This is a genomic window from Pseudomonas sp. 86_A (assembly GCF_017491705.1).
GTDB classification, from domain to species: Bacteria; Pseudomonadota; Gammaproteobacteria; order Pseudomonadales; family Pseudomonadaceae; genus Aquipseudomonas; species Aquipseudomonas koreensis.
In genome coordinates, this window is the sequence record NZ_JAFGYS010000020.1 from 50,272 (window position 1) to 74,694 (window position 24,423).

General features: G+C 61.8%; 22 protein-coding genes. 13 read left to right on the top strand and 9 right to left on the bottom strand.

Going from position 1 to position 24,423, the window contains the following annotated elements; genetic code table 11:
* The first annotated feature begins 103 nt into the window (after positions 1-103).
* On the top strand, positions 104-2,101 hold the full coding sequence (locus J5M57_RS25670; protein ID WP_207849968.1) for a pilus assembly protein TadG-related protein: 1,998 nt from the start codon (positions 104-106) through the stop codon (positions 2,099-2,101).
* On the opposite strand, the gene J5M57_RS25675 is transcribed toward J5M57_RS25670, so the two are convergent.
* Positions 2,098-4,845 carry an ATP-binding protein gene (locus J5M57_RS25675; protein WP_207849969.1) on the bottom strand — a complete coding sequence of 916 codons (2,748 nt, stop codon included), beginning with the start codon at positions 4,843-4,845 and terminating at the stop codon, positions 2,098-2,100. The genes J5M57_RS25670 and J5M57_RS25675 overlap by 4 nt on opposite strands.
* The gene (locus tag J5M57_RS25680; RefSeq protein WP_064585803.1) at positions 4,842-5,288 is read right to left on the bottom strand and encodes a TadE/TadG family type IV pilus assembly protein; all 447 of its coding nucleotides are present in this window, start codon (positions 5,286-5,288) and stop codon (positions 4,842-4,844) included. Before J5M57_RS25680 ends, J5M57_RS25675 begins: the two co-directional genes overlap by 4 nt.
* 76 nt (positions 5,289-5,364) lie before the next feature.
* Between J5M57_RS25680 and J5M57_RS25685 the strand changes: the two genes are divergently transcribed.
* Complete coding sequence (locus J5M57_RS25685) at positions 5,365-5,835, top strand: prepilin peptidase (RefSeq protein WP_207849970.1); 471 nt, start codon at positions 5,365-5,367, stop codon at positions 5,833-5,835.
* Positions 5,836-5,953: 118 nt separating this feature from the next.
* Positions 5,954-6,739 carry a response regulator transcription factor gene (locus J5M57_RS25690; RefSeq protein ID WP_347709577.1) on the top strand — a complete coding sequence of 262 codons (786 nt, stop codon included), beginning with the start codon at positions 5,954-5,956 and terminating at the stop codon, positions 6,737-6,739.
* A 75-nt stretch (positions 6,740-6,814) separates the two neighbouring features.
* Here the strand turns inward: J5M57_RS25690 and J5M57_RS25695 are convergent, their stop codons facing one another.
* The 3 genes from J5M57_RS25695 to J5M57_RS25705 all read right to left on the bottom strand — a co-directional run bounded on the left by J5M57_RS25695 (position 6,815) and on the right by J5M57_RS25705 (position 7,814).
* Positions 6,815-7,207, bottom strand: a complete 393-nt coding sequence (locus J5M57_RS25695; RefSeq protein WP_207849972.1) for a response regulator — start codon at positions 7,205-7,207, stop codon at positions 6,815-6,817.
* A 66-nt stretch (positions 7,208-7,273) separates the two neighbouring features.
* Complete coding sequence (locus J5M57_RS25700) at positions 7,274-7,486, bottom strand: Flp family type IVb pilin (protein WP_207849973.1); 213 nt, start codon at positions 7,484-7,486, stop codon at positions 7,274-7,276.
* Between the two features lie 121 nt (positions 7,487-7,607).
* A complete protein-coding gene (locus J5M57_RS25705) occupies positions 7,608-7,814 on the bottom strand; it encodes a Flp family type IVb pilin (RefSeq protein ID WP_207849974.1) in 207 nt (68 codons plus the stop codon).
* A gap of 335 nt (positions 7,815-8,149) precedes the next feature.
* Between J5M57_RS25705 and cpaB the strand changes: the two genes are divergently transcribed.
* From cpaB to J5M57_RS25745, 8 genes are read left to right on the top strand one after another with little or no spacing between them, the layout of a single operon-like run.
* A complete protein-coding gene (cpaB, locus tag J5M57_RS25710; protein WP_207849975.1) occupies positions 8,150-9,082 on the top strand; it encodes a Flp pilus assembly protein CpaB in 933 nt (310 codons plus the stop codon).
* Between the two features lie 20 nt (positions 9,083-9,102).
* Entirely contained in the window at positions 9,103-10,326 is a 1,224-nt protein-coding gene (locus J5M57_RS25715; protein WP_207849976.1) for a pilus assembly protein N-terminal domain-containing protein, read from the top strand.
* A complete protein-coding gene (locus J5M57_RS25720) occupies positions 10,323-11,513 on the top strand; it encodes a pilus assembly protein (RefSeq protein WP_169842470.1) in 1,191 nt (396 codons plus the stop codon). Before J5M57_RS25715 ends, J5M57_RS25720 begins: the two co-directional genes overlap by 4 nt.
* The gene (locus tag J5M57_RS25725) at positions 11,510-12,778 is read left to right on the top strand and encodes a CpaF family protein (RefSeq protein WP_064585811.1); all 1,269 of its coding nucleotides are present in this window, start codon (positions 11,510-11,512) and stop codon (positions 12,776-12,778) included. Before J5M57_RS25720 ends, J5M57_RS25725 begins: the two co-directional genes overlap by 4 nt.
* Before the next feature lie 18 nt (positions 12,779-12,796).
* Positions 12,797-13,681, top strand: coding sequence for a type II secretion system F family protein (locus J5M57_RS25730; RefSeq protein WP_207849977.1), 885 nt, complete (start codon positions 12,797-12,799; stop codon positions 13,679-13,681).
* Position 13,682: 1 nt separating this feature from the next.
* Positions 13,683-14,567, top strand: a complete 885-nt coding sequence (locus J5M57_RS25735; RefSeq protein WP_064585812.1) for a type II secretion system F family protein — start codon at positions 13,683-13,685, stop codon at positions 14,565-14,567.
* Between the two features lie 23 nt (positions 14,568-14,590).
* A complete protein-coding gene (locus J5M57_RS25740; protein WP_169842467.1) occupies positions 14,591-15,313 on the top strand; it encodes a tetratricopeptide repeat protein in 723 nt (240 codons plus the stop codon).
* A gap of 17 nt (positions 15,314-15,330) precedes the next feature.
* Entirely contained in the window at positions 15,331-15,603 is a 273-nt protein-coding gene (locus J5M57_RS25745) for a DUF3613 domain-containing protein (protein WP_064585814.1), read from the top strand.
* Positions 15,604-15,669: 66 nt separating this feature from the next.
* Here the strand turns inward: J5M57_RS25745 and J5M57_RS25750 are convergent, their stop codons facing one another.
* From J5M57_RS25750 to J5M57_RS25765, 4 genes are all read right to left on the bottom strand, one after another.
* Positions 15,670-17,340, bottom strand: coding sequence for a ShlB/FhaC/HecB family hemolysin secretion/activation protein (locus tag J5M57_RS25750; RefSeq protein ID WP_169842465.1), 1,671 nt, complete (start codon positions 17,338-17,340; stop codon positions 15,670-15,672).
* 134 nt (positions 17,341-17,474) lie between these two features.
* Positions 17,475-19,034, bottom strand: coding sequence for a collagen-like triple helix repeat-containing protein (locus J5M57_RS25755; protein ID WP_207849978.1), 1,560 nt, complete (start codon positions 19,032-19,034; stop codon positions 17,475-17,477).
* A gap of 303 nt (positions 19,035-19,337) precedes the next feature.
* Entirely contained in the window at positions 19,338-20,192 is an 855-nt protein-coding gene (locus tag J5M57_RS25760; protein WP_207849979.1) for a MaoC/PaaZ C-terminal domain-containing protein, read from the bottom strand.
* 2 nt (positions 20,193-20,194) lie between these two features.
* Positions 20,195-21,547, bottom strand: coding sequence for a 3-oxoacyl-ACP reductase (locus J5M57_RS25765; protein ID WP_207849980.1), 1,353 nt, complete (start codon positions 21,545-21,547; stop codon positions 20,195-20,197).
* A 355-nt stretch (positions 21,548-21,902) separates the two neighbouring features.
* Between J5M57_RS25765 and J5M57_RS25770 the strand changes: the two genes are divergently transcribed.
* The gene (locus J5M57_RS25770) at positions 21,903-23,180 is read left to right on the top strand and encodes an acetyl-CoA C-acetyltransferase (RefSeq protein WP_207849981.1); all 1,278 of its coding nucleotides are present in this window, start codon (positions 21,903-21,905) and stop codon (positions 23,178-23,180) included.
* 297 nt (positions 23,181-23,477) lie between these two features.
* Entirely contained in the window at positions 23,478-24,374 is an 897-nt protein-coding gene (locus J5M57_RS25775) for a PA4780 family RIO1-like protein kinase (protein WP_207849982.1), read from the top strand.
* Positions 24,375-24,423 lie beyond the last annotated feature (49 nt).

The following is a 24,423-nucleotide window of genomic DNA, read 5'->3' on the forward strand; positions in this document are numbered from 1 at the left end:
GGGTTTTGTGCAGCATCAAATGGCGCGTTGCCACTAGCGCCGTCTACACTCAAATCCACCATCGGAGGTAGCGCTCGGCAACGCGCCGGCAAAGGAGTGCGCCATGTCGCCTCGTTCGCAATTCAACGGCCCGGCCCGGCAACACGGGGCGATCGGGTTGATGGCGGCTGCCACTCTCAGTCTGGCGCTGGTGTTGATGCTGCTGGTGGTCGACACCGGTCGGTTGTACATGGAGCAGCGCAAGTTGCAGCGGGTGGTGGACAGTGCGGCGCTGGAAGCCGTCAGCCGCGGCGGCAACTGTCTGTCAGGCCTCAGCGCCGCCACTTATGCCGGGCAAAGCGCGGTGCGCAATGGCTACATCGTCGATGGCAACAATACGTTGACCACCACGTGCGGCAGCGTGCAGACCGCGGCCAGCGGACTGCGCGCGTTCACTGCCGATGCGACCCAGTCGACGGCGGTCAAGGTCACGGCCAGTCGTACGGTGACCACCAGTTTTGCCGGTGGCGTACAAGCCTTGTTCAGCGGTTCAGCGATCAGCCTCAATACCACGCTCAATGCCTCGGCCGTCGCCGCGCAACCGACCCCGACGGTTGCGCAACTGAACATCCGCAGCACCCTGGCGAGCATCAATACTGCGCAGTCGAACATTCTCAATCCGCTGTTTTCCGGGCTGCTCGGTGGCAACGTCAACCTCACCGCCCTGGGCTGGGATGGCTTGCTCAATACCGACATCAACCTGCTCAGCTACCTCAACCAACTGGCAATCAACCTCAACGTCGCCGCCGGCAACTACACGCAACTGCTCAACACTCAGGCCACGGTCACCCAACTGATTCAGGCGGCCGCCACGGTGGTGCAGCTCAATGGCGCGACGGCCACGGTGATCACCGCGCTGGGGCAACTGCAGGTGGCGGCGATCAACGCCGCACCGGTCAAGCTCGGCGACATCCTGCAGTTGCAAACCGGCACCACGGCGGCCGGGCTGGATGCCAATCTGCAACTGCTGCAATTGATTCAGGGCGTGGTGCAACTGGCCAACAGCAAAAGCGCGGTGGCCGCGACCCTGCCGATCAGTGTGCTGGGGCTGGCGAACGTCACGGTGCGGGTCAAGGTGATCGAGCCACCGCAATTCTCGGCGATTGGCGACCCGGCGCGAGCCAAGGCCAATCCATTGGGACCGGACCGGATTTATGTGCGCACGGCGCAGATTCGCACGATGCTCTCGGTGAACCTGCCGGTGCTGACCGGGGTGACCGGGCTGGCCAATGCGGTGCTGGGGCTGGTCGGTACATTGACCCCGACCCTCAATGCGCTGCTGAGCCTGAATCTGGTCGATACGCTCAACTCAGTGCTTTGTCTGCTCGGCGCCGGTTGCCAGCAACTTGATCCGAAACTGCTGCCGAGCCCGCAAATCGATATCGCGCTGGATGCCGGCGGCGCGAAAAGTTATGTCACTGACTACAGCTGCCCGACCGGCAATACCGGCACCAAAAGTCTGACGGCTCACACCATCACGTCGATTGCGGATCTCAAACTTGGCAAGATTGATCCGACCAACGCTTTTTCATCGGCGGCCGAGCCTACGGTCGCGCCCTTGCCGCTGGTGGATCTGGGCATCGTGACCTGCCACAAGATCCTCGGCCTCGGCAGCTGCGATGCCGCGACCCATGTTCAATACGGCGCGGGCGGCATCGCGATCAAACTCGATACTTCCGTCGCGCAGAATTCGCAGGATCTGGTGTTCTCCAGTGGCACGCCGTTCGCAACTCCACCCAACCTCAAACTGCCCTCCAGCGTGCAATCGGCGATCCCCACCAACAATATCGTCGCCAGCCTGAGTAACACCTTGGCGGGTATCAACCTGATCGTCTACCAACCGCTCGGCAGCAACCCGCTCGGCGCCATCGTCACCGGAGTCGCTTCTTTGATCAGCGATGTCACCAACAAATTACTGCCGGTGGTGACTAACTTGTTGGCACCTCTGCTCGACCCCTTGCTCAACAACCTGCTCAAAAGCCTGGGCATCAACCTGATGGACGTCGATGTCGGCGCCAACATGACCTGCGGCCAGACCGGCAAGGCCTATCTGGTGATCTAGACGTCCGGCGCCACGGGCAGCTCGATGCAGAAGCGTGCGCCTTCCCCCGAGTTGCGCACGCTCAAATGCCCGCCCATGTTTTCGATGATGCCGTAGCTCACCGACAGCCCCAGGCCCGTGCCGACCCCCACCGGTTTGGTGGTGAAGAAGGGTTCGAAAATCCGCTCCAGCAAACGCGGGTCGATGCCGCCGCCATTGTCCTCGACCCACAGCCGCACCTTGTGTTCATCGCGCTCGGCATAGATCGAGATCCAGGGCTTGAACGTCGAGTCCTTCTCGCGTTTGCCGAGCAGCGCATCGCGGGCGTTGACCATCAGGTTGATCAGCACCTGTTCCAGTTGATCGACATAACCGCGCACCTGCACGCTAAAACCGGTTTCGCTGATGCGCAGGTCGACGCCCTTGCCGCGCATGCCTTCGGCCAGCAATGACAGCGTGCCTTCGATGGCCGAGGCCGGGTTGAACAGTTGTTGCTCGATCTCCGAACGACGCCCGAACACCCGCATGTGATCGACCACTTTTGCGGCGCGCTGCACCTGGGCGTCGATGCGGTTGAGTTTGTCGGTCAGGTAGTCGATCTGCACGTCGCCGTTGCCCAGACGCTTGAGCACGTTGACGATAGCCATGCGCATCACGTTCAGCGGCTGGTTGATTTCGTGAGCGAGACCTGTGGCCATTTCGCCGAGGGTGGCCATTTTCGCACTTTGCGTGAGTTGCTGCTGCGAGCGCCGCACCTCAGTGTTGTCGCGGCCCACGGCCTGCACTTCAAGCAGGCGCCCGTGTTCATCGAACACCCCGCGATCGGACCACACCCACCACGCGTGCTCGCGCCCGGGCAGTTGCAGACTGATTTCGGCAGTGCTCACCGGCAGTTCCGGGGTCAGCAGCGCCAGGCGCTGCACGAACGCTGCGCGCTGTTCGTCGGACATCCAGCTGCCCAGATCGACCCCCGGCAATTGTTCCGGCGTGCATTCCAGATAGGTCGCCAGCGGCCGGTTGCCGAAGGTCAGGGTCAGGTCCGGGCGATAGCGGCAGATCATTGCCGGCGAGTCTTCCACCAGAATCCGATAGCGTTCTTCGCTGTGCCTGACCTGCTCGGCGGCGAGTGTCGCCTCGGTGACGTCCAGCCACAGGCCCACGGCTTCGACCGGCAGGCCAAGGTCATTGCGCAGCAGCCTGGCTTCGTCGAGCAGCCAATGGTAGTCGCCGCCACGATCGAGCACGCGATAACGCGCGCGCACCGAGCCTTCGCGTAACAACTGGCGGGTGCGGGTGAAATACAGTTCGCGGTCTTCGGGATGAATCCGCTGCACCCAATCGGCGGCGCTGCAATCGTCCAGTGTCCAGCCCAGCAGGGGGCCCAGGCTGGCACTGAAAAAAACCGGAATCAGCGCGCCTTCGACATAGCGCTGGACATAGATCACCGCTGGCGAACTGGCGATCAGGTTGTCCAGTCGCGCATGGGCGGCTTCGGCCCGTTGCTGCTGGTTCTGGATATCGCTGATGTCGAGCATGAACCCCACCAGCCGCCGCTGTTCGCCGGTGCCGGCGACTTGCCCCTGCACCCGATACCACAGCGGTGTTTGCTCTGGGCCGTTGCGGTGCAGGCGAACGCTCAGGGACAGGGCCTCGCCGTGCAGTTGCAGGGCGTGCAGACGGCTGCGCAGTTCTTCGCGGTCGGCCGGATGAATCAGCGCCAGCCAGTCCTGCTGCGAGATTCGGGCGCTGTCCGCAGGGAGCACATCAAGCAGCGACGGCGCCAGCAGCACGTCGTCACCGAGTATTTCCCACCAGCCGGTGCCGAGCAGGGTTTGCAGCGATTCGAGGCGCTCGGTGTATTGATGATGCTGCTGGTCGCGCAGGCGACTGAGCAGCGGGCCGGCGAGGGCGCTGGTCAGTGACATCCAGTCGCGGTCGCTGAGGTGCGGCGCAGCAACGTCGACGGTGTAGAAGCCGCAGAGCAGCCATGCCACCACCCCGCGATCATCGCTGTAGGGGACGGCGAAGCCATCGGCGTTGCCGAACGTGGCTTCCAGTCGCGAATGTTCGTACAGCCCATGATGAGCGCCGAGGCGCTGCGGGGCGCTGCCGTTGAGGCTGTCGAGCGGTGTGCCCAGACGCTGGCCGTCCTGCCACAGCATCGGCGCATCGTGGGCGCGATACTGTTCGAAGATCTGCCAGCCCTGTTTCTGTTCGTCGAGCAGGGCGATGGCCAGGCACGGGATCCGCCAACGCTGGGCGATGGCCTGCAATTGTTCGCTGACCACCGCCGGCAGGCGCATCAGGCTGCAGGTGCGCAAATGTTCGCTGATCTGCCCGGCGAGGGCCTGACAGGATTCACGGTGGCGTGATTGCTGGCGCTCCAGCAGCAGGTCGCCGATGTCCATCAATTGCAGCGTCCAGCCCTCGGCCGAAGGCTGCACCCAGCCGCGCAGGTGCAAGGTCTGATCGCTGAGGCCGGGGAAATCCAGGTCGAGCATTTGCCCTTGCCAGTCTTGCGGGCGACCTTCAATCGCCAGCGTGCTGTGCGCCAGTAAATATGCCGACAGCGGTAACGGTGACTCATGGGGCGGCTGTTGCGCCAATTGGTGACGCAACGGCCCGGCTAGCTGCAACACGCGGCCATCGTGGTCCAGATGCAGGTGCAGGCCCAGCGTCGGTGAGCCGAGAGCGTCGGGCAGTTCGTTGGCAGGCGCAGGCGCGCGTCTGAGCAGGCGCCCGAACAGCGTATCGCCGGTGGTCAAAATTTCAGGCTCGAGGCGGCGCTAAGGGTGGCGGGCAGGCTCGGCACTGCACCCACGCCCGGCAACACCAGAAACGGGATGACCTGATTGAGCTTGCTGGTGGGGTAGTCGACCCTGACCGTCAGTGTGCCCTGACTGGCGTCATACACCGCCGACGTATCGACGCCGACCACCAGGTTCAGTGTCGATGGCACCCACTGCAATTGCTGGGTCAACGCGGCGTTGGCGGTGCTCACCACCACGCTGGCGTAACCGGGTGTATTGGGGTCGACCGCGACGCTGCGGCGCACCGCTTCGGACGTTGCCTCGTTGAAAGTCTGCATCAACACAAACGGCAAGCTGTAACTGACCAGTGCGTAGAACACAGCAAAAAAAATCACGAATACCAAGGCGAATTCGATCGCCACTGCGCCTGCCTGTGATTTTGCGAAGCCGGTTTTCATGACTGCGTCTACCCTGACGTTCACTGCGTAGTATCAGCATAGAATCATTCAGCAAAATCGGACGGGATTTAACCGGATGCAGAGTTTCGTTCTCCTGATCTGGCTGGCGGTGTGCGCCGCCCAGGATGCCCGGCAACGGCGTATCTCCAATGTACTGACGTTCGGTGCCGCAGCGTTGGCGCTGATCTATCTGTGGGCGACCGGCACCACCTGGCTCGGCGCTGATGCGCAGCAGGGACTGTGGGCGGGCGTGATTGCTTTGGCGCTGACTCTACCGGGGTATTTCATGGGGCGCATGGGCGCAGCTGATGTGAAATTAATGACAGCCATGGGCCTTGCGACGAACGGCACCTTCATTCTTTGCGCATTTATCGGCGCGGGTGTCGCCAGCTTGCTCTGGCTGCTGATTGCGCCAAGAGTCTGGCTTCATATACGTCAAGGGCTTAGAGAACATTTTCGGTATATGGAGCCTGTGGCGTCAAAAAAGCTGCCATTTGCACCGTTCGTGCTGGCAGGGGTTTTGGCATCGATTCATTGGATCCATTAGTCGCCAGGTGCCACTAGTCCTATGTACATAGTCGGAAAGTGCGTCTACTTTCAAATGAGGTCGTTACATCGCCAAAGTGCAGAAAAAGTCAGCTTTGGCCCGAGCAATGGAGTGGTTCGTGAATAAGCTTACGTCGGCGGTAAAAGTGCTCGTGGTTGATGATCAACCCTTGATCGTCGAAGAGTTGTGCGAGTTTCTCGAAAGCAGCGGCTACCGCTGTGTGCCGTGTGAATCCAGTCAGGAGGCCATCGAGCGTTTCAGTGAAGACGGGGAAATCGGCCTGGTGCTGAGCGACTTGCATATGCCGGACATGGACGGCATCCAGTTGGTGCAGGAGCTGCAACGTATCAGCGGCAAAAAACGCGTGTTCGAAGCGATCATGCTCACCGGCCGCGCCGATAAACAGGACGTGATCAAGGCATTGCGTGCGGGGATCGCCGACTACTATCAGAAGCCGATCGAGCTGAATGAACTGCTCGAAGGGGTCAAACGCCAGGAAGCGGCGCTGCAAGAGCGGCACAAGAATGTGCAGTTGGGCCACCTGAACCAGAAGCTGCAATTTCTTTCCGAGTCCATCGACGATCTTTACCAGGACCTGGACAAAGTCCGGCGTAATCCGACAGCGGTGGTGAGCGACATGCTCGGCGGCGATGGCGCCGAGGCGGAGCAGGAGATGCCGGCGATCTTCAATCAGTTGTCACCACGGCAACTGGATGTGGCGCGTCTGGTGGGCAAAGGGCAGACCAACTACCAGATCGCCTGCGAATTGGGCATCACTGAAAACACCGTGAAGTTGTACGTCTCGCAGGTGTTGCGCCTGACCCACATGCACAACCGCACCCAGTTGGCCTTGGCGCTGTCCCCCAGTGCTTCGGCCGCCCGTCAGCGTGTGACCGCACACTGATCGCGATTGCCTGCCCCTCGTGGGCAGGCAGTCAATTCTGCCAAAAACACCTCACCTGAATCACCCGGCCTGCACTTACGGTTTGGGAAACAGATTGTCCAGGGTTTCCAGCAGGCGCACGTGGTAGATCGGCTTGCGAAACAGGTCCAGTACCTGCAGGCGCAGCATGTCGCTGACGTCCTCCATGTCGGCATGTCCGGACGTGACGATCACCGGCAGATGCTGGCGTGAAGTGTGCTCGCGCAGGCGTTTGATCAGCGACATGCCGGACTCCTCCGGCATGCGCAGATCGGTGATCACCAGGGCGATATCCGGAGAGCGGGTGAGGTGGTGCAGGGCGAGTTTCACTGACGTCGCCGTGTGGCAGACAAAGCCCTCGCCCTCCAGTAACTCGGCCAGCTCAAGCAACGCGTCCTCTTCATCGTCAACCAGAAGCAACTGTTGGCGGGGTAATGAGGAAGCAGTCATGGGCAGTCCCTGAAAAGCTGAAAGTGAGATCGAGTGTAGCGCGACATTCGCCGGGCGCGACTCACATCAGGGCGTCTGCACCGGAGCTGTTTGCGCAGTGCCGCCCAGGGACACCAGGATGCTGTTGAAAATGGCCAGCACCTTCGCGCCTACCGGGGTCACGAACACCACAACCACCACCGCCACCATGGCAACGACGATCGCGTACTCGATTGCCGAAGCGCCTTCTGTGCTCGACAGGAATGCCCGCGCACGCATCAACAGGTATTCAAGCACCATGAACGTTCTCCTTCTTGCCCGGCACATGGCCGGACGCTGGACATTCAGGGACCTCGTCAATGCCCGGGCGCACTTTCGCTCATTCGCGCTCAGGCACTGAAAGGGTAGGGAGGGCGATCGATCAAGGCGTCGGCCGGACCTGCGCTGTTCCGCCGAGACTGGTCAGGACTGAGTTGAAAATGGCCAGCACCTTGTTGCTAACGGGTGTCACGAACACCACGACGACCACGGCCACCATGGCCACTACGATTGCATACTCGATGGCCGATGCCCCCTCATCGCTTTTGAAAAACAGACGGGCTCTGGCCAGCAGATATTCAAGAATCATACGTCCACTCCTTTGCGCCTCTGGCGCCGATCCAACGCTACAGCGGCATGCTTTCACCGTGCTATCAAAGCATTGTCAACAAACCCCCGGTCAACAACTGTAAGAACGGATTAATCACAAAGGATTAACCGGAACGTTAGTCGAGCCAATCCCTACAGTTAATTGGCCATGACTCATACTTTAGTGAGTTATTTTCCTGTCAGTAATGGCGTTTTGTCTCGGATCAGCTAGCTTGGAAATAGCGAAATAGTTGCATGTTCATAGCTGCCTGATCGCGAAAAATTCTCTCATCAGGAAGTACAGGCTGTCGGTGCAGCAGGAAAGGGAGAGCCGTCATGAACAGTCGCGTCACCATGGGTCTTGCAGCTGTACTGCTGCTGGGGGCAATCTTCGTCGGTTACTGGGGCCTGGTCCTCAGTCGGCAGCCAGCTCCCGTTGACCAGGCACCTGCCGCTCCGGCAGTCGTTGTGGAAAAAACCGTCGCCGCCGCCGAAGACCAGACTCGTCAGCCGGTGGTCGTGCTGTTGCACGATGTCCCGCCTTTCACGCCTCTCACGGCTGCCGATGTGGCGGTGGAGAAACTGCGCAGTGCGCCAGCCGGCAGCCTTGCCAGTGTCGATCAAGCGGTGGGGCGCACACCTTGGCGGCACCTGAGCGCAGGCACTTGGCTTAACGATGAAAGCTTTCAGGCCGGTGGCTCACTGGCGCGGATGATCCACAGTGATGAGCGCGCGCTCACCGTGGCGGTGGATGAAGTGATCGGCGCCGCAGGGCAACTGATCCCCGGCGACTACGTTGATGTGCTGCTCTACTTGCGTCAGGACGCGAGCAATCTGCAGCAGTCGGCGCAGATCGTCGTGCCGGCCATGCGCGTGCTCGGCGTCGGTGAACAATACGGCCTGACCAACGACGGCCAGCCCGCCAATCCGGCCCTGAGCGCCGACGACAAACTCAAACAGGATCAACGCCGGATCGCCGCACGCACCGTGGTGCTGGCGGTGCCTGAGCAATTGCTGAGCCGGATGATGCTCGCCACTCAGGTCGGCACGTTGCGCCTGGCCGTACGCAGCAGCGAGGAGCAGCGCCTGGCGAAATACTGGGCCGGTGAAAAGCAGTCGCCGGCGCACGTGGATAACGCCAACAGCCAACTCTTTCAATTCACCCAACTGGCCCTGGGCGCCGCGCCGAAAGCGCCGGCCGCCGGTGGCCATGCGCGCACGCCGATGGAAGTGATCCGCGGCAATCAGGTTTCCCAACAAGCCCCATGACTGAGCAAGGATCCATGTGCATGCAGAGTCGATTCAGGCCGCTATTAAAACCTGTAGTCCGGGCCTTGATACTGATGGGACTGTCGATGAACGCGGCCATCGCGGCCACGGGCAATTGCTCGGCACTCGGCCGTATGCCACCGGTGATCGAGATCGGTGAAGGCTTCCAGCAGGATATCCAGTCGCCCGTGGCAATCACCCGTGTGGCCATCGGCGACCCGAAAATCGCCGATGTGCATGACACCGGCAGCGCCTCGTTTCTACTGACCGGGGTGGCCCCCGGCGCTACCAGCCTGATGGTCTGGACGTCGTGCTCCAGCGAGCCGCGCCAGAGCATGGTGTTCGTGCAAGGCAGTGCCACCGCCGCATTGACCAGCGCCAGCCGCATGCCTTCCGATGATCCGACTTTGCCTTCGCAAGTGCAGACCGATATTCGCTTCGTCGAAGTCAGCCGCACCAAACTCAAGGAAGCCACGGCCTCGCTGATTGGCGTGCGCGGTAACTTTCTGTTTGGCTCGCCGAACACGCTGCCCAGCGTTGGCGGGGTGCCGACGCCGAAGCTGCCGGTGGACAACAGTCAGTTCAACTTCTCGTGGATCGGCGGCAAGACCATGGCGATCATCAACGCCCTGGAGGGCAGTGGCTTCGCCTACACCCTGGCGCGGCCAAGCCTGGTCGCACTGAGCGGGCAGAGTGCGAGCTTCCTCGCCGGGGGGGAAATTCCGATTCCGGTGCCCAGCTCAGGCAGCGACACGGTGACCATCGAGTACAAGGAGTTTGGCATTCGCCTGACCCTGACCCCGACCGTGATCGACCGCAATCGCGTGGCGCTGAAGGTCGCTCCGGAAGTCAGCGAGCTGGATTACGCCAACGCCATCAACATCGCCGGCACCCCGGTGCCGGCCCTGACCGTACGCCGGACCGATACCAGCGTATCGCTGGCCGACGGCGAAAGCTTTGTCATCAGTGGCTTGATCAGCACCAGCAACACTTCGCAGGTGAACAAGTTTCCGGGGCTGGGCGACATCCCGGTGATCGGCGCGTTTTTCCGTGATTCGCAGATCAAGCGCGAAGAGCGCGAGCTGCTGATGATCGTCACCCCGCACCTGGTGCAGCCACTGGCGGCGGATGCGCAACTGCCGTCACTGCCGGGAGAAAAACTGCGCAACTACGACCCGAATTTCTACCGCATGTTCTTCCTGGAGAACGGTAACTTCGACAAGCGCAGCGGGTTGTCCCAATGAACCAGAACCTGAGCCAGACCTTTCTGGCGATCACCCGCAACAGCACTGATCTGGAGTGGCTGCAGGGCGCGCTCGCACCGCTGGGCCAGGTGGTCAGCGCCGGGGCCGGCAGCCTGGACGAGTTGCTGGCGCTGGTCGACGTCACCTTCGCCAGCCTGGTGTTCGTCGGCCTCGACCGCGACCATGTGGTGGCGCAGAGCGCGTTGATCGAAGGCGCACTGGAAGCCAAGCCGATGCTCGCCATCGTTGCCCTCGGCGATGGCATGGACAACCAATTGGTGCTCAATGCCATGCGCGCCGGTGCCCGGGATTTTGTGGCGTACGGTTCGCGCGCCAGTGAAGTCGCCGGGCTGGTCCGCCGCCTGAACAAGCGCCTGCCACCGGTGGCCGCCAATACCCAGCTCGGTGGCCTTACGGTGTTGTACGGCACCCAGAGCAATTCCGATGGCGCGCTGTTGGCCAATCACATGGCGCAGGTGGTGCAAAAAAGCGGGCAGCAAACCCTGCTGCTGGATCTGGGCCTGCCCCGGGGCGACAGTCTGGCGCTGCTCGGGCTCGAGAGTTCGTTTCACTTCGGCGATGCCTTGCGCCATTTGCGCCGGCTCGACGCCACCCTGATCGACAGTGCCTTCACCAGCACTGAAGCGGGCCTGCGGATTCTGGCCTACGCCAACCACGACGAGCCCCTGGAAAGCACCAGTGCTGCCGAGCTGTACATGCTGCTCAGCGCGTTGCGCCAACACTTCCAGCACATCGTCGTGAACCTCACCGGGCAGTCCGACAGCGAAGCCTTGCGCACGTTTGTCAGCCATTGCGACAAGCTGATCTGGTACACCGATCAGAACGTGCTCAACTGCCGCCGTAATCTGGCCGTGCTCAACCTGTGGCGCGAGAAAGGCATGAAGCTCGACCATGCACGCTTGCTGGTGGACGGCTATCTGAGCAGCGTCGCCCCGGATGCCGAAACCCTCGGCAAGACCTTCAACCTGGAAGTGATCGCGGTGTTGGCGGCCAACGCCGAAGTGCGCCTCAATGCCAAGAACCAGGGCGTCAGCCTGTTCGAACTGGCCCCGCGGGAAAAACTCACGCAGAGCCTGCGCACGCTCGGCGAACGCCTGGCCAAGCGCTCCGAAGGTCTGGCCAAGCCCAAGGTCACCTGGTTCGGCCGCTTGCGAGGCACCCCATGAGCGCGGAAAAGCTGTTCGGCGCGGTGCAGCATGGCGCGGTCGGCAATACCGATCACGAAGGCCTGAAGCTGGTCCTGCACCGTTACATCATCGACGCCATCGAAGAGTCGGGAAAAAACCTGCTGGAAGGCTCGCGTCAGTTGCTGGCGCAGTTTGTCACCGACAAGGTCGCCGAATACATCGCCCGTTTGCATCTGGCGATTTCCCGTTATGAGATGGAGCGTCTGGCCGAGGAAATCGTCGATGAACTCACCGGCTTCGGTCCGCTTGAAGTGCTGCTGCGCGATCCATCAGTGACCGAGATTCTGGTCAACGGCCCACACCGGGTATTCATCGAGCGCGACGGTGTGCTGCATCAAAGCGACCTGCGCTTTATCGATGCGCATCATGTTGAACGGGTCATGCAACGGATTCTCGCGCCGCTCGGACGCCGCCTCGATGAGTCCTCGCCGATGGTCGATGCACGCCTGCCGGACGGCAGTCGGGTCAACGCGATCATCCCGCCGATTGCCCTCGACGGCCCATGCCTGTCGATCCGCAAGTTTCGCAAGGACATGCTCAAAAGCAGCGACCTGATGGCGATGCAAACCATCGATCTGGCGATTTTCGAGTTTCTCCAGGAGGCAGTAGGCAAGCGCTGCAACGTGCTGATCAGTGGCGGCACCGGCACCGGCAAGACCACATTGCTGAACATTCTCAGTCAATTGATCAACCCGCACGAACGTCTGGTGACCATCGAAGACGTCGCCGAATTGCAGCTCGGCCACCCGCACGTGGTGCGCCTGGAAACCCGTCCGCCGAATGCCGAGGGCCACGGTGAGGTGAAGGCCAGCGACTTGATCCGCAACGCCCTGCGCATGCGTCCCGACCGGATCATTCTCGGCGAGATTCGTGGCGTCGAAGTGGTCGATGTGCTGACCGCGATGAACACCGGCCACGACGGCTCGATGAGCACCGTGCACGCCAACAATGCGCAGGATGCGCTGCTGCGTCTGGAGACGCTGGTGGGCCTGACCGGACGCTCGATCGCCGAGCGCACCTTGCGCCAGATGATCTGTGCCGCCCTCGACGTGATCATCCAGCTGACCCGCATGCCCGACGGCCGGCGCTGCGTCAGCGAAGTGGTGGAAGTGGTCGGCATTCGTGAAGACGTCTACGTTACCAACACCCTGTTTCGCCTTGATCGGCGCACCGGTTTCGGCTTCCTGCGCGAAGCGGTCAATCCGGCCGGCGACAAGTTGCGGCACGAGACGAATCTGGGCTGACAGCATGGGACGCACATCATGATCGGATCGGCCATTCTCATCCTGCTTTGTCTGATCCTGCTCGGGCTATCGATCTGGTTGTTCCTGCACGGCATCCACAAGACCAGCAACGAACGGGTGCTCAACCGCCTCGCCGCGGGGCAGCCACAACTGGCGGCCGAGAAACCGGCCTGGGTCGGGCTTGAGCGGATGTTCCTGCGCGCCGGCCTCGGGCGTCCCACCGAACGTTTCGGCCTGTGGCTGACGTTGTGGGGCGTGGCCATCGTCCTCGGTTATCTGCTGGCGAGCTGGGTCGGTCTGCTGGCGATGCTGCTGGGACCACCGCTGATCTTGCGCCTGTATATTTCCTGGCTGTACCACCGCCGGATCAAACGCATGATCGAGCAGTTGCCGCAATTGCTCGACTACACCGTGCGCAGCCTCAAGTCCGGACGCACCCTGAGCGACGCGGTCATGGGCGGCATCGAGACAAGTGACGATCCACTGAAAAAAGCCATGGGCCGGGTGCAGCGCAACGTGCAACTGGGGGTCAATCTGCCGGACGCGGTCAGCGACTTTGCCGAGCTTTATGAACAGGATGAGTTGCGCATGTTCGCCCTCGGCCTGAAGGTCAACCATCGCTACGGCGGCAATGCCAGCGAGTTGCTGGAGAACCTGATCAAGCTGATCCGCGAGCGTGACCAGGGCGCCCGGCAACTGCGCGCGCTCACCGGCGAGACACGCATGACCGCCTGGGTGCTGGGCTCGCTGCCGGTGATCCTGGTGAGCTATTTCATGCTGACCAACCCCGGCTACATGCTCGGCATGTGGCACGACTCCGGTGGGCAGACCATGTTGATCATCGCCGTGGTGTTGCAAGTCACCGGCTGCCTGGCGCTGTGGCGCATGTTGCGGAGTGTTTGACATGGTTTATCTCGCCGCCCTGATGCTGTTGCTCGGTGCCCTGTTGCTGGTGGTCAACCACCTGCTGACCGAGCGGCGCCGCGTGCGCCAGGTCAACCAACGGTTGCAGGGCCATCTGGTGCGCGAGAACCGTTTCGGCAACTGGCTGCGTGCGTTGGGCGGCAGCAAGTTCGGCCAGCGTTCGGTGAGCATCGACAGCGAAACCCAGACCTTGCTCAGCCGCCTCGGCTGGCGCCGCGCCAGTGAGCGCTCGCTGTTCGCTGCCTGCCAGATCGGCACGCCACTGCTGGCTTTGGGACTGGCGATTTTTCTGCAGGAAGTGTTTTTTCCGCACGCCGGCAACCGCTGGATCATGCCGATGCTCGCCACCGGTGCCGGTTACCTGCTGCCCAAGCGGCTGCTGGCGTACGCAGCGGGGCGTCGGCAGAAAATCATCGCGGTGGAGATTTCCACGTTCATCCCGTTGCTGCGCATCCTCTTCGAGTCCGGCATGGCGGTCGAACAAGCGTTGCGCGTGCTCAGTACCGAAGGGCAAAAATTGCTGCCGGAACTGACCCGCGAACTGCGCCTGATTCTGGCCCGGGTCGACTCGGGACTTGAGCTGGGGCAGGAACTGAACAAGGCCTCGGTGATGCTCGCAGTCGATGAATTCACCGACACCTGCGTGATCCTGCAACAGCTGATTCAGCAGGGCGGCGGGGCGATGAAATCGTTGCTGGCACTCAAGCAGTTGCTCGATGACCGCCGCCTGACCCGGCTGCAGGAATACATTTCGAAGATGTCCGCGAAGATGTCGGTGGTGATGATGCTGTTTCTGTTTCCTGCCTTGCTGATCGTACTGGCCGGCCCGGGGTTCACGGCGATTACCCGGGCGTTTGCAAACTGACGTTGGCTCATGGAGAGCGTTTGATGAAAGCACTGATTGTCGTGGCAAGTCTGTTGATGCTCGGTGGTTGCGCCACCGACGGTCAGGCGCCGTGGTCGGCGATGCTGGCGCCGACCAGTTGCAGCAAGCTCGATTCCGAACAGGAACTGGCCCTGAACCTGGCGGACGATCTGGCCAACGACGGCAAGCTGCACGCCAGTCTGGCCAACCTGCAAAGCCTGCCCGACAACCTGGCCGAAGTGCGTCTGCGCAAGGCCAAGGTTTATCGCTTGCTCGGGCGCAATGAGGCTGAGCCGCTGTATCGCGGGCTGCTCGGCACTTGCCTCACGGCCGACGCCGAACATGGCCTGGGTCAGCTCTACGCGGCCCGGGGCGACAACGGCCAGGCCCAGGCGCACTTGCAGCGCGCGGTGCGCCTGGCGCCGACCAACGACAAGATCCGCAACGACCTGGGCGTGGTTTACCTCAACCAGTTGCGCCTTGAAGACGCGCGCTTTGAATTTCTCACCGCCATCGAGCTCAAGCAGAACGATCAACTGGCGCCGCTGAATCTGGTGACGTTGTTGCTGTACCAGAACAACTGGCAGCAAGCCGCCGAAATCGTCAGCCGTGCACACCTGACGCCGGAGCAGTTCTCCGAAGCCCAGAGCCGCGCGGAAAAACTCAAGGTACCGGCCAAGGCTCCGGCAGCGGCCGGCAATCAGGTGGCGGTGGTGGCTGACCCACAACCGTCGACGATCAAGTGACACTCGGGGAGATCACCATGAACACTTTGCACCGTGTCTGCTGCCTGACCCTGCTCAGCCTGCCGCTCGCGGCCCAGGCGATCGACGCCGGCCCGGCCTCGGCGCAACAACAGGAAACCGAAGGCTGGCTGGTGCTGCAAAGCCGCAATAAGGCAGCTTCGCCAAACCCGCAAACCGCCACGGCGACAGAACGCGAACTGGCCATGCAGCGCTGGCTGAAGAAATACAAATACGAGATTCCGGATCTCTACGATCCGGATGCCGGTGGCAAGATCGAGAGCAAAAACTAGGCTGATTGCGAGACCCGACCCAGCCGTCATCGCCGGCAAACCGGCGATGACGGTCTGGCTGACGGCCTATAACTGATAGCTGAAGCTGATGCTGTAGCGCGCCCGACGATTGAACGTATCCAGCGCTTCATCCGACATCGGCTTGGCGGCCTCCAACGCAATGTTGTAGTACTTGGCATCGCCAAAGCGCAGCCCCACCGCCGCCGACGACAGGTCGTTGCTCTGCACCTGTAGTTTGTTGAACCAGGTTTTCGAACGGTCCAGCACCACGTACGGTTGCAGGATGCGCACCCAGTTACCGTCGCGGTTGAAGCTGTAGTTGACTTCGTAAGCCGCGCCCCAGCCCTTGTCGCCCGACGCTTGATCGTCCGGGTAGCCACGGCCGAAATTCTGCCCGCCGAACACCGCGCGCTCGCTGTCAGGCAGGGTGTCATCACTCCAGTACAGCGCTGCCGAGAGCACGCCCTGCCAGTTGTCGAAGAACTTGTCGCTCTGCACCCCGGAGAGGCGCAGGCGCAGGAAGTTCAGGTCCAATGCCGGATTGTTGGAGTGTGCACCCATGCTGTCCAGACCCTGATACAGGCCACCGCTGAGAATCCGTAGTTGCCGGGCATCGGCCTTGCGCCAGTCGCTTTCGAACGCGAGGGCGCGTACGTCAGTCCGTTCCTCGATGCTGATCGGGTAGCCGACCACGTTGTAACGGTTGGTGCTATCGACCGCATACAGCCGCGCACCGGCATTCAGTAGCTCGTTGGACGCCGCAATGAATGGGTGGCTGACGCCGATGGAGTAGCGGTCGTCTTCCTTGTGCGGCTTGAGTTCGAAGCCATCGCTGGTGAACAGGCTGGTGCCCGGGTCGGCACGGTAGCGTGAGGCAAACAGGCTCAATTGGGTGCCTTCGCTGTTGAGGAACTGGTTGTAGTCCAGCCGGTAGTAATGCTCGTGATCGTCCCCTGGCGGAAACAGACCGCTGAGGGTCAGTTGCTCGCCCATGGATGTCTGGGAGTTACTGCTGACACCCAGCAGTGCCTGGGTGCCATTGCGATTGTCTTCTGTGGTGCTCAGGGTGCTGGTGAACGGTTTGCGACTGGCCTGGGCGACCAGTGTCGTGGCACCGTCGGTGGTGCCGGGCGGAGGCACTTGGGCTTGCACCGTCACTCCGGGAATGCGGGTCATCAGCGTGGTATAGCGCTCGAAGGTCTTGCGGGTCAGCGGCCGTTCAGCCTGGATTTTCGCTGCCAGCTTGTCGAGCAGGCCTTTGACCCGGCCAACGTCGCCCTGCATCTGGATATCCCTGACGTAGCCTTCCACCAACACTACCCGCGCTACCCCGTCGTCGAACTTTTGTTGAGGCAAGAACGCGTAGGACAGCAGATAACCGTCCTGTTGGTAGCGGCGGGTGATGTTGCGGGTGGCTTCTATCAGGTCGGCGAGGCTGGTCTGGTGACCGATCAGGGGTTTGTAGACGTCGGCCAGTTCGTTGAGCGGGTAGATCGTTCCTCCTTCGATCTGCACGGTTTTCAGATTGATCTTAGTGTCCATTAACAGCGGTTGCGCTGCGGCCGCGCCAGGTTCGGGCACTTGCAGGGGCGTGGCGGCCGGGCGATAAGCATCTGCCGGCAGATTCGGCACGGGCAGGTTGCGGATGGTTTCGTTGCTGTTGAGAAAGCTGGGCAGGGTGTCGGCGAGGGCGGCGGAACTGATACTGAGGAACAGCAGGGATGCCATTACGCGCATAGGACACTCCATGGTCAGATCACAGCGCTGGATTGAATTTTTCCTAAGAAAAAAGCGGAAGACTCGTGGGAATCTTCCGCCCTCAACCAAGCGTAGGCGCTGTAGGTGAGGCCGTCGAATCGGCCAGGTGCAATTTAGCGTTTGTTTCCTCCAAGAGCGTTGTTCAGGCCACCGAGTACACCGCCCAGGCCACCAGTGGCGCCACCTGTGGCAGTGCCTCCGTTGACCAGACCACCAACCGCACTGACAGTGGCGCCGACGTTGTTGACCAAACCACCGACGGCGGTGGTCACCGGGTTGTTGGTGGCGGCAACGGTGTTGCCGAGGGTGCTGACTGTGCCGCCGACCTGACCGGTGAGGCCGGCGACCGTTGCGCCCAGGCCTGTCGCGGCGCCGACTTGTTGGGTCACACTGGTGACTGCACCGGTGACTGGATTAAGCGCTGCGCCCACCGTGGCGCCCACGGTCGCCAGCGGCGAAGTGCTGGCCGTGTTCGGTGTGCCCGAACCGCCGAGTACGGTGTTGAGCGAGGCGACGGTTTTGCCCAGTCCGACTGCTGTAGTGCCACCGGCACTGACTACGCCATTGGTATTGCCGGCATCCAGACCGCCACCGACGTTGACCACTCCGCCGGCGACGGTTTGCAGCAAGCCAGTACCGCCCAGACCGCCAAGGCCACCGCCGACGCCGCCACTGGAACCGGTGCCGTTGGACACCAGGCCGCCAGCTTTGCCGACCGCTGTACCGGTATTGCTCAGTGCTCCGCCGAGGGTGTTGGTCAGTGCATTGCCGTTGCCTGCATCAGTTACCTTGTCGCCGACACCGTCCAGGGTGCTGCCAACTTTCTGTATCACGCCTTTCAGTGGGTCGCCCAGACCGGTGGCATCGCCGATTTTGTCGGTGGTGCTCTCAACCATGGTGATCACCGGCACCAGACTGCTACCAACTTTATTGGTCAGTTGGCTGGTCGGGCCATTGCTGAGGGTGGTGTTGAGGGTATCGCCGAGCATGGTGACTTTCTCACCGACACCATCAAGCACCGGAGCCACTTTGGTGACCACGCCGCCTACAACGGGAACGCTGCTGGTGGCTGTCGCCAGCTTGCCGCTGACATCCGACACGCCATTGCCGACATCCGTTACGACGCCACCGACCGAGGCCACGGTGGTGGTCAGGCCTTTGGGATCAGTGGCCAGTTTGCCGATGCCGTTGGCCACGCCATCGCCCAACGTCGTGACCACGTTGCCGGCGGTATTTGCCGCGCTCTGCACCACGCCGCCGACCACAGGCACGGTGCTCAGGGAGTCACCAATCTGGCCGACGCCATCGCCAACGCCAGCGACGGTTTTGCCGACATCCTGTATCAGGGTTGTGGTCACCAACGGAGTAGTCGTTGGCGTGGTTGGGGTTGTCGGGGTAGTTGGAGTCGTTGGGGTTGTAGGCGTCGTCGGAGTCGTCGTGCCACCGGTTCCGCCAGTTCCACCAGTGCCAGCGGTATCGGTGCCACCCGTGCCGCCAGTGCCACTGGTACCGCCTGTACCACTAGTGCCGCCAGTGCCCGATGTCGCGCTGTCTGGCGAAGAGCTGCCGGAGCTGCTGTGATGGCCGCCACCGCCGCTGCTGCAGCCAGCGAGGCCAAGGGAGAGGATCAATGCCAGAGCTGTTGCCGATTTGCACCACACTTGAGTTTTCATGATTGAGATTCCTTGCACCTGTAACAACATTCGTCGTTTTCGATGGCTCACCGATCTGTTGTCGGGGATGCCTCGTCCGTGGTGTCAATCTCAATCGCGCCGCAGGTTTCGACCATTCTCAAGTTGGTATTAACGCCTTTATATATAGGGCGCAGCGCAGTGCCTAAGCACTAATACCCAGGATATAGAGGCGCAAAAAAAGGCCTTGAAAATCAAGGCCTGGAATTTTTCACCGTGCGGTGTCGGGTGCAGGAAAACTTAAGTGATATATACACAATTTACAGGCTTGCCCCAGGGGGTGGGTCAGGCAACCGGTTGCCATTGCCCGACCATGTGTTCGAGGTCACCGGCACCGATCAGGCGCAATTCGCCACTCGACCCCGCCGCACTCGCCAGCAACGAAACCTCACTGGGCAAGCGCACCGGTTTGCGAAAGTGCACGGCAATTTCAAGGTTGGCCTTGGGTAAATGATCGGCCAGTGCGGCGAGGGTTCGCGCCTTGTTCCACAAGCCGTGAGCAATGGCCGTGGGAAAACCGAACAGCTTGGCGCTGGCAGCGCTCAGGTGAATCGGGTTGTAGTCGCCAGACACCTTGGCGTATTGCCGTCCGATGTCGACCGGCGCCTTCCACTGCGCCACCTGGGTCAAGACCTGCGAAGGTTCCCAATGTTGTTCAGCCGGCTCGCCGTCGAGTTTCACGCCGCGACAGAGCATCTGGCTTTCAGCTTCCCACAGCGGGCCGAGTTGATCATCGAGGGTGGTCAGCACCTCGAAGGTCGCACCTTTGGGATGCGGCTGCAGGTTGTGCACGCGGACACTGACTTGCGCGCGACTGATCCCGCCCATCGGGCGCAATACGCGGATGCGGTTGCTCAGGTGAATCAGCCCCAGCAGCGGGAACGGAAACTCTTTCGCCGTGAGCAATTGCATCTGCAGGGCAAACGCGAGGATGTGTGGATAAGTCGGCGGCAACAGGCCGTCATCGGCAAAGCCGCAGACCTTGCGATAGGCCGCCAGTTTCTGCCCGTCGACATCGACCCAGCAGCGCAACCCGCTGTCGGGCAGACGTGTGCCGTTGATCTTGCGCCGGGTCGCGGCCCGCGCATACAGGCCGGGCAGGCTCGGTTCGCGGTCGAGGGTGTGCCATTCAATGCTCATGTCTACGCCCCCAGCACACTTTGTCCACAGACCCGCAGCGCCTGGCCGGTGAACGCGCCCGTGCCCGGTTGCGCCAGCCACGCGACGGCTTCGGCGACGTCTTGCGGCAAGCCGCCCTGGCCCAGCGAACTCATGCGTCGCCCGGCCTCACGCAGGCCGAACGGAATGTGCGCAGTCATTTGGGTTTCGATAAAGCCCGGCGCCACGGCGTTGATGCTGATGCCGCGTTCGAGCAGCGTCGGCGCCCACGCCTGAGCGAGGCCGATCAAACCGGCCTTGCTCGCCGCGTAGTTGGTCTGCCCGCGGTTGCCGGCGATGCCGCTGATCGACGCCAGCAGAATCACCCGCGCGTTGTCGTGCAGAGTGCCGTTGTCGAGCAGGGCCTTGGTCAGCACTTGCGGGGCATTGAGGTTGACCGCCAGCACCGCATCCCAGAATTCCGGGGTCATGTTGGCCAGGGTCTTGTCACGGGTGATCCCGGCGTTGTGCACCAGAATGTCGAGGCCGTCGGGCAGGTGTTCGATCAGTTGTGCGGCGGCGTCTTCGGCGCAGATGTCGAGGGTGATCGCGCGGCCACCGAGGCGAGCGGCGAGGGCTTCCAGATCGGTCTTGGCCGGCGGCACGTCGAGCAGAATCACTTCGGCGCCATCGCGGGCCAGGGTTTCAGCAATCGACGCGCCGATCCCGCGTGCCGCGCCGGTGACCAGCGCCTTGCGTCCGGCCAGTGGCCGAGTCCAGTCGCTGACCTGGGTGGGGCACGCGTTCAGGCGAATCACCTGCCCGGAAACGAACGCACTTTTCGGCGAGAGGAAAAACCGCAGCGGGCCTTCCAGTTGTTCTTCGGCGCCGTCACCGACATAGATCAGTTGCAGCGTGCCGCCACTGCGCAGCTCCTTGGCCAGCGACCGCGAAAAACCTTCCAGCGCCCGTTGCGCACTGGAGGCAAAGGGCTCGCCCAGGGTTTCCGGGGCGCGGCCGAGAATCACCAGATGCGCGCTGTGGTCGAGATTTTTCATCAGCGGCTGGAAGAATTCGCGCAGCTGTTTGAGCTGGTCGGTGTGCTGCAGGTCGCTGGCGTCGAACACCACGGCCTTGAGTTTCGGGCCGTGGCCGGGGATCCACGCAGTGGCCAGCGAAGGCTCGGTGCCGTAGCTGTAGATCGCATCGGTCAGGCGGTTGGCGAACGCATTGACCCGTTCGGCCAGCGGCCCGCCGCCGATCAGTAGCGCACCGTCCACCGGGCGCAGGCGTCCAGCCTGCCAGCGTTCCAGCCGCACCGGCGACGGCAGGCCCAAAGCCCCGACCAAACGGTGGCCGATGGACGAGTTGGCGAAGTCGATATAGCGGTCAGACATGGAACGCTCTCCAAAAGTTGGGGTTCAAAGTGTGGACTACCAACGGCAATCAATCGTTCGATCCACGCAATAAGGCCTACGCTAGAACAGCAGAGTAGTTGGCCACCGCGGGTTTTGTGGCCGAACACAAATTCAGTAACAACGCTGAACCCTGTAGGGATGACCTGTGGCGAGGGGATTTATCCCCGAACGGCTGCGAAGCAGTCGCAGAGGTGCTGCACGCGATATACCTGATGTATCGCGATTGCAATGTGTGGGGCCGCTGCGCGACCCATCGGGGATAAATCCCCTCACCACAAGGCTCACTCCTGCAAGGGATTCAGGTGAATTCGACCATTTGGAAAAGGAGCATTTCATGAGTCAGCTGCGCCGCGTCGCCATCATCGGTGGTAACCGTATCCCTTTCGCCCGCTCCAACGGGCCGTACGCCACTGCCAGAAATCAGGTGATGCTTACCGCTGCCCTTGAAGGCCTGATCGAACGCTACAACCTGCACGGCCTGCGCATCGGTGAAGTGGTGGCGGGTGCGGTGCTTAAATTGTCACGGGATATGAACCTGACCCGCGAGTGCGTGCTCGGCTCACGGCTGTCACCGGCGACCCCGGCTTACGACATCCAGCAAGCCTGCGGCACCGGCCTGGAAGCGGCGCTGCTGGTGGCGAACAAGATCGCCCTCGGCCAGATCGATTGCGGCATCGCCGGTGGCGTTGATACCACTTCGGACGCGCCGATCAGCGTCAGCGAAGGCCTGCGCAAAATCCTCCTGCAGGCCAACCGCGCCAAGACCACCGGCGACAAGCTGAAAACCTTTCTGCAATTGCGCCCCCAACACCTGATCCCGGAATTCCCGCGTAACGGCGAGCCGCGCACCGGCCTGTCGATGGGCCAGCACTGCGAACTGATGGCGCAAACCTGGAATATTCCTCGTGAAGCGCAGGATCAACTGGCCCTCGAAAGCCATCACAAACTCGCCGCGTCCTACAGTGAAGGCTGGCACAACGATCTGATGACGCCGTTCCTCGGCCTGACCCGCGACAACAACCTGCGCCCGGACCTGACCCTGGAAAAACTCGCCGCGCTCAAACCGGCCTTTGAAAAAAGCGCGAAGGGCACGTTGACGGCGGGCAACTCCACGCCGCTCACCGACGGTGCGTCGGTGGTCCTGCTGGCGAGCGAGGAATGGGCCAGGGAACGTGGCTTGCCGATCCTCGCCTACCTGCGCGATGGCGAAGCGGCGGCGGTGGACTTCGTCAACGGCGCCGAAGGGCTGTTGATGGCGCCGGTGTATGCAGTGCCGCGTCTGCTGGCGCGCAACGGGCTGACCTTGCAGGACTTCGACTACTACGAAATTCACGAAGCGTTCGCCGCGCAGGTGCTGTGCACGCTAAAGGCCTGGGAAGACCCGGAATACTGCAAGACTCGCCTTGGCCTGGAAGCGCCCTTGGGCTCGATCGACCGCAGCCGGCTGAACGTCAAAGGCAGCTCGCTGGCGGCGGGGCATCCGTTTGCCGCGACCGGCGGACGCATCGTCGCCAACCTGGCTAAATTGCTGGATGCGGCGGGCAAGGGCAGGGGGCTGATCTCGATCTGCGCGGCTGGCGGTCAGGGTGTCACCGCAATCATTGAACGCTAAACGATCGCAGCCTGCGGCACCTCCTGCAGGCGGCTCGCCAATCTCATGCACGCTGCGATTTTTTGATCTTGAATCTTTTCATCACCGCCGCATGTCAGATTCTGTCGCAAATGCCCTCGACGGCCGATAACTACAAGCAAGGTGGGCTCGGCTATGATCGGCAACGCTCGATTATTTCGGCACAGTGTGTGCATCCACAGGGTTCACAGGTCGGCAACCCCTCCCCGTAGCGCGAGGATTGCCGTATAACGAGTGACATTCGCGTGTTTGGTAATAAAGGACCCACAATAAAAGCTGATGAAGACTCCAAAACGCATTGAACCCCTGATCGAAGACGGTCTGGTCGACGAAGTGCTGCGCCCACTCATGAGTGGTAAAGAAGCAGCTGTTTATGTGGTGCGCTGCGGTAACCAGTTACGTTGCGCGAAGGTCTACAAGGAGGCGAACAAACGCAGTTTCCGCCAGGCAGCCGAGTATCAGGAAGGCCGCAAGGTGCGTAACAGCCGGCAAGCGCGGGCGATGGCCAAGGGCTCGAAATTCGGTCGCAAAGAGACCGAAGACGCCTGGCAGAACGCCGAAGTCGCGGCGCTGTTCCGTCTGGCCGGTGCCGGTGTGCGAGTGCCCAAGCCGTACGATTTTCTCGATGGCGTGCTGCTGATGGAACTGGTGGCCGACGAGTACGGCGATGCCGCCCCGCGTCTGAACGACGTGGTGCTGGAACCGGATCAGGCCCGCGAATATCACGCGTTCCTGATTTCGCAGATCGTGCTGATGTTGTGTACCGGTCTGGTGCACGGTGACCTCTCGGAGTTCAACGTGCTGCTGACACCGACCGGTCCGGTGATCATCGACCTGCCGCAGGCAGTGGATGCGGCGGGCAACAACCACGCGTTCAGCATGCTGGAGCGGGATGTGGGCAACATGGCTTCGTACTTCGGGCGCTTTGCTCCGGAGCTGAAGAAAACCAAGTACGCCAAGGAAATGTGGGCGCTGTACGAAGCCGGCGCCTTGCACCCGAACAGTGTGCTGACCGGTGAGTTCGACGATCCGGAAGACCTGGCCGACGTTGGCGGGGTGTTGCGCGAGATCGAAGCGGCGCGCCTCGACGAAGAGCGCAAGCAGGCGATCCGTGCGGCGGATGACGAACCGAAAGGCAAGTCTGACGAACCACCACCGCCACCGTGGATGCAGTAAGCGCTTGAACAGAAACCCGGCTTCGGCCGGGTTTTTTTGTGTCCAGTAC

What these genes read in the sequence shown, in the direction of transcription:
- J5M57_RS25670 (WP_207849968.1), top strand. Translation starts at nt 104, where the DNA reads ATGTCGCCTCGTTCGCAATTCAACGGCCCGGCCCGGCAACACGGGGCG.
- J5M57_RS25680 (WP_064585803.1), bottom strand. Translation starts at nt 5,288, where the DNA reads ATGAAAACCGGCTTCGCAAAATCACAGGCAGGCGCAGTGGCGATCGAA.
- J5M57_RS25685 (WP_207849970.1), top strand. Translation starts at nt 5,365, where the DNA reads ATGCAGAGTTTCGTTCTCCTGATCTGGCTGGCGGTGTGCGCCGCCCAG.
- J5M57_RS25695 (WP_207849972.1), bottom strand. Translation starts at nt 7,207, where the DNA reads ATGACTGCTTCCTCATTACCCCGCCAACAGTTGCTTCTGGTTGACGAT.
- J5M57_RS25700 (WP_207849973.1), bottom strand. Translation starts at nt 7,486, where the DNA reads ATGGTGCTTGAATACCTGTTGATGCGTGCGCGGGCATTCCTGTCGAGC.
- J5M57_RS25705 (WP_207849974.1), bottom strand. Translation starts at nt 7,814, where the DNA reads ATGATTCTTGAATATCTGCTGGCCAGAGCCCGTCTGTTTTTCAAAAGC.
- cpaB (WP_207849975.1), top strand. Translation starts at nt 8,150, where the DNA reads ATGAACAGTCGCGTCACCATGGGTCTTGCAGCTGTACTGCTGCTGGGG.
- J5M57_RS25715 (WP_207849976.1), top strand. Translation starts at nt 9,103, where the DNA reads ATGCAGAGTCGATTCAGGCCGCTATTAAAACCTGTAGTCCGGGCCTTG.
- J5M57_RS25720 (WP_169842470.1), top strand. Translation starts at nt 10,323, where the DNA reads ATGAACCAGAACCTGAGCCAGACCTTTCTGGCGATCACCCGCAACAGC.
- J5M57_RS25725 (WP_064585811.1), top strand. Translation starts at nt 11,510, where the DNA reads ATGAGCGCGGAAAAGCTGTTCGGCGCGGTGCAGCATGGCGCGGTCGGC.
- J5M57_RS25730 (WP_207849977.1), top strand. Translation starts at nt 12,797, where the DNA reads ATGATCGGATCGGCCATTCTCATCCTGCTTTGTCTGATCCTGCTCGGG.
- J5M57_RS25735 (WP_064585812.1), top strand. Translation starts at nt 13,683, where the DNA reads ATGGTTTATCTCGCCGCCCTGATGCTGTTGCTCGGTGCCCTGTTGCTG.
- J5M57_RS25740 (WP_169842467.1), top strand. Translation starts at nt 14,591, where the DNA reads ATGAAAGCACTGATTGTCGTGGCAAGTCTGTTGATGCTCGGTGGTTGC.
- J5M57_RS25745 (WP_064585814.1), top strand. Translation starts at nt 15,331, where the DNA reads ATGAACACTTTGCACCGTGTCTGCTGCCTGACCCTGCTCAGCCTGCCG.
- J5M57_RS25750 (WP_169842465.1), bottom strand. Translation starts at nt 17,340, where the DNA reads ATGCGCGTAATGGCATCCCTGCTGTTCCTCAGTATCAGTTCCGCCGCC.
- J5M57_RS25755 (WP_207849978.1), bottom strand. Translation starts at nt 19,034, where the DNA reads ATGAAAACTCAAGTGTGGTGCAAATCGGCAACAGCTCTGGCATTGATC.
- J5M57_RS25760 (WP_207849979.1), bottom strand. Translation starts at nt 20,192, where the DNA reads ATGAGCATTGAATGGCACACCCTCGACCGCGAACCGAGCCTGCCCGGC.
- J5M57_RS25765 (WP_207849980.1), bottom strand. Translation starts at nt 21,547, where the DNA reads ATGTCTGACCGCTATATCGACTTCGCCAACTCGTCCATCGGCCACCGT.
- J5M57_RS25770 (WP_207849981.1), top strand. Translation starts at nt 21,903, where the DNA reads ATGAGTCAGCTGCGCCGCGTCGCCATCATCGGTGGTAACCGTATCCCT.
- J5M57_RS25775 (WP_207849982.1), top strand. Translation starts at nt 23,478, where the DNA reads ATGAAGACTCCAAAACGCATTGAACCCCTGATCGAAGACGGTCTGGTC.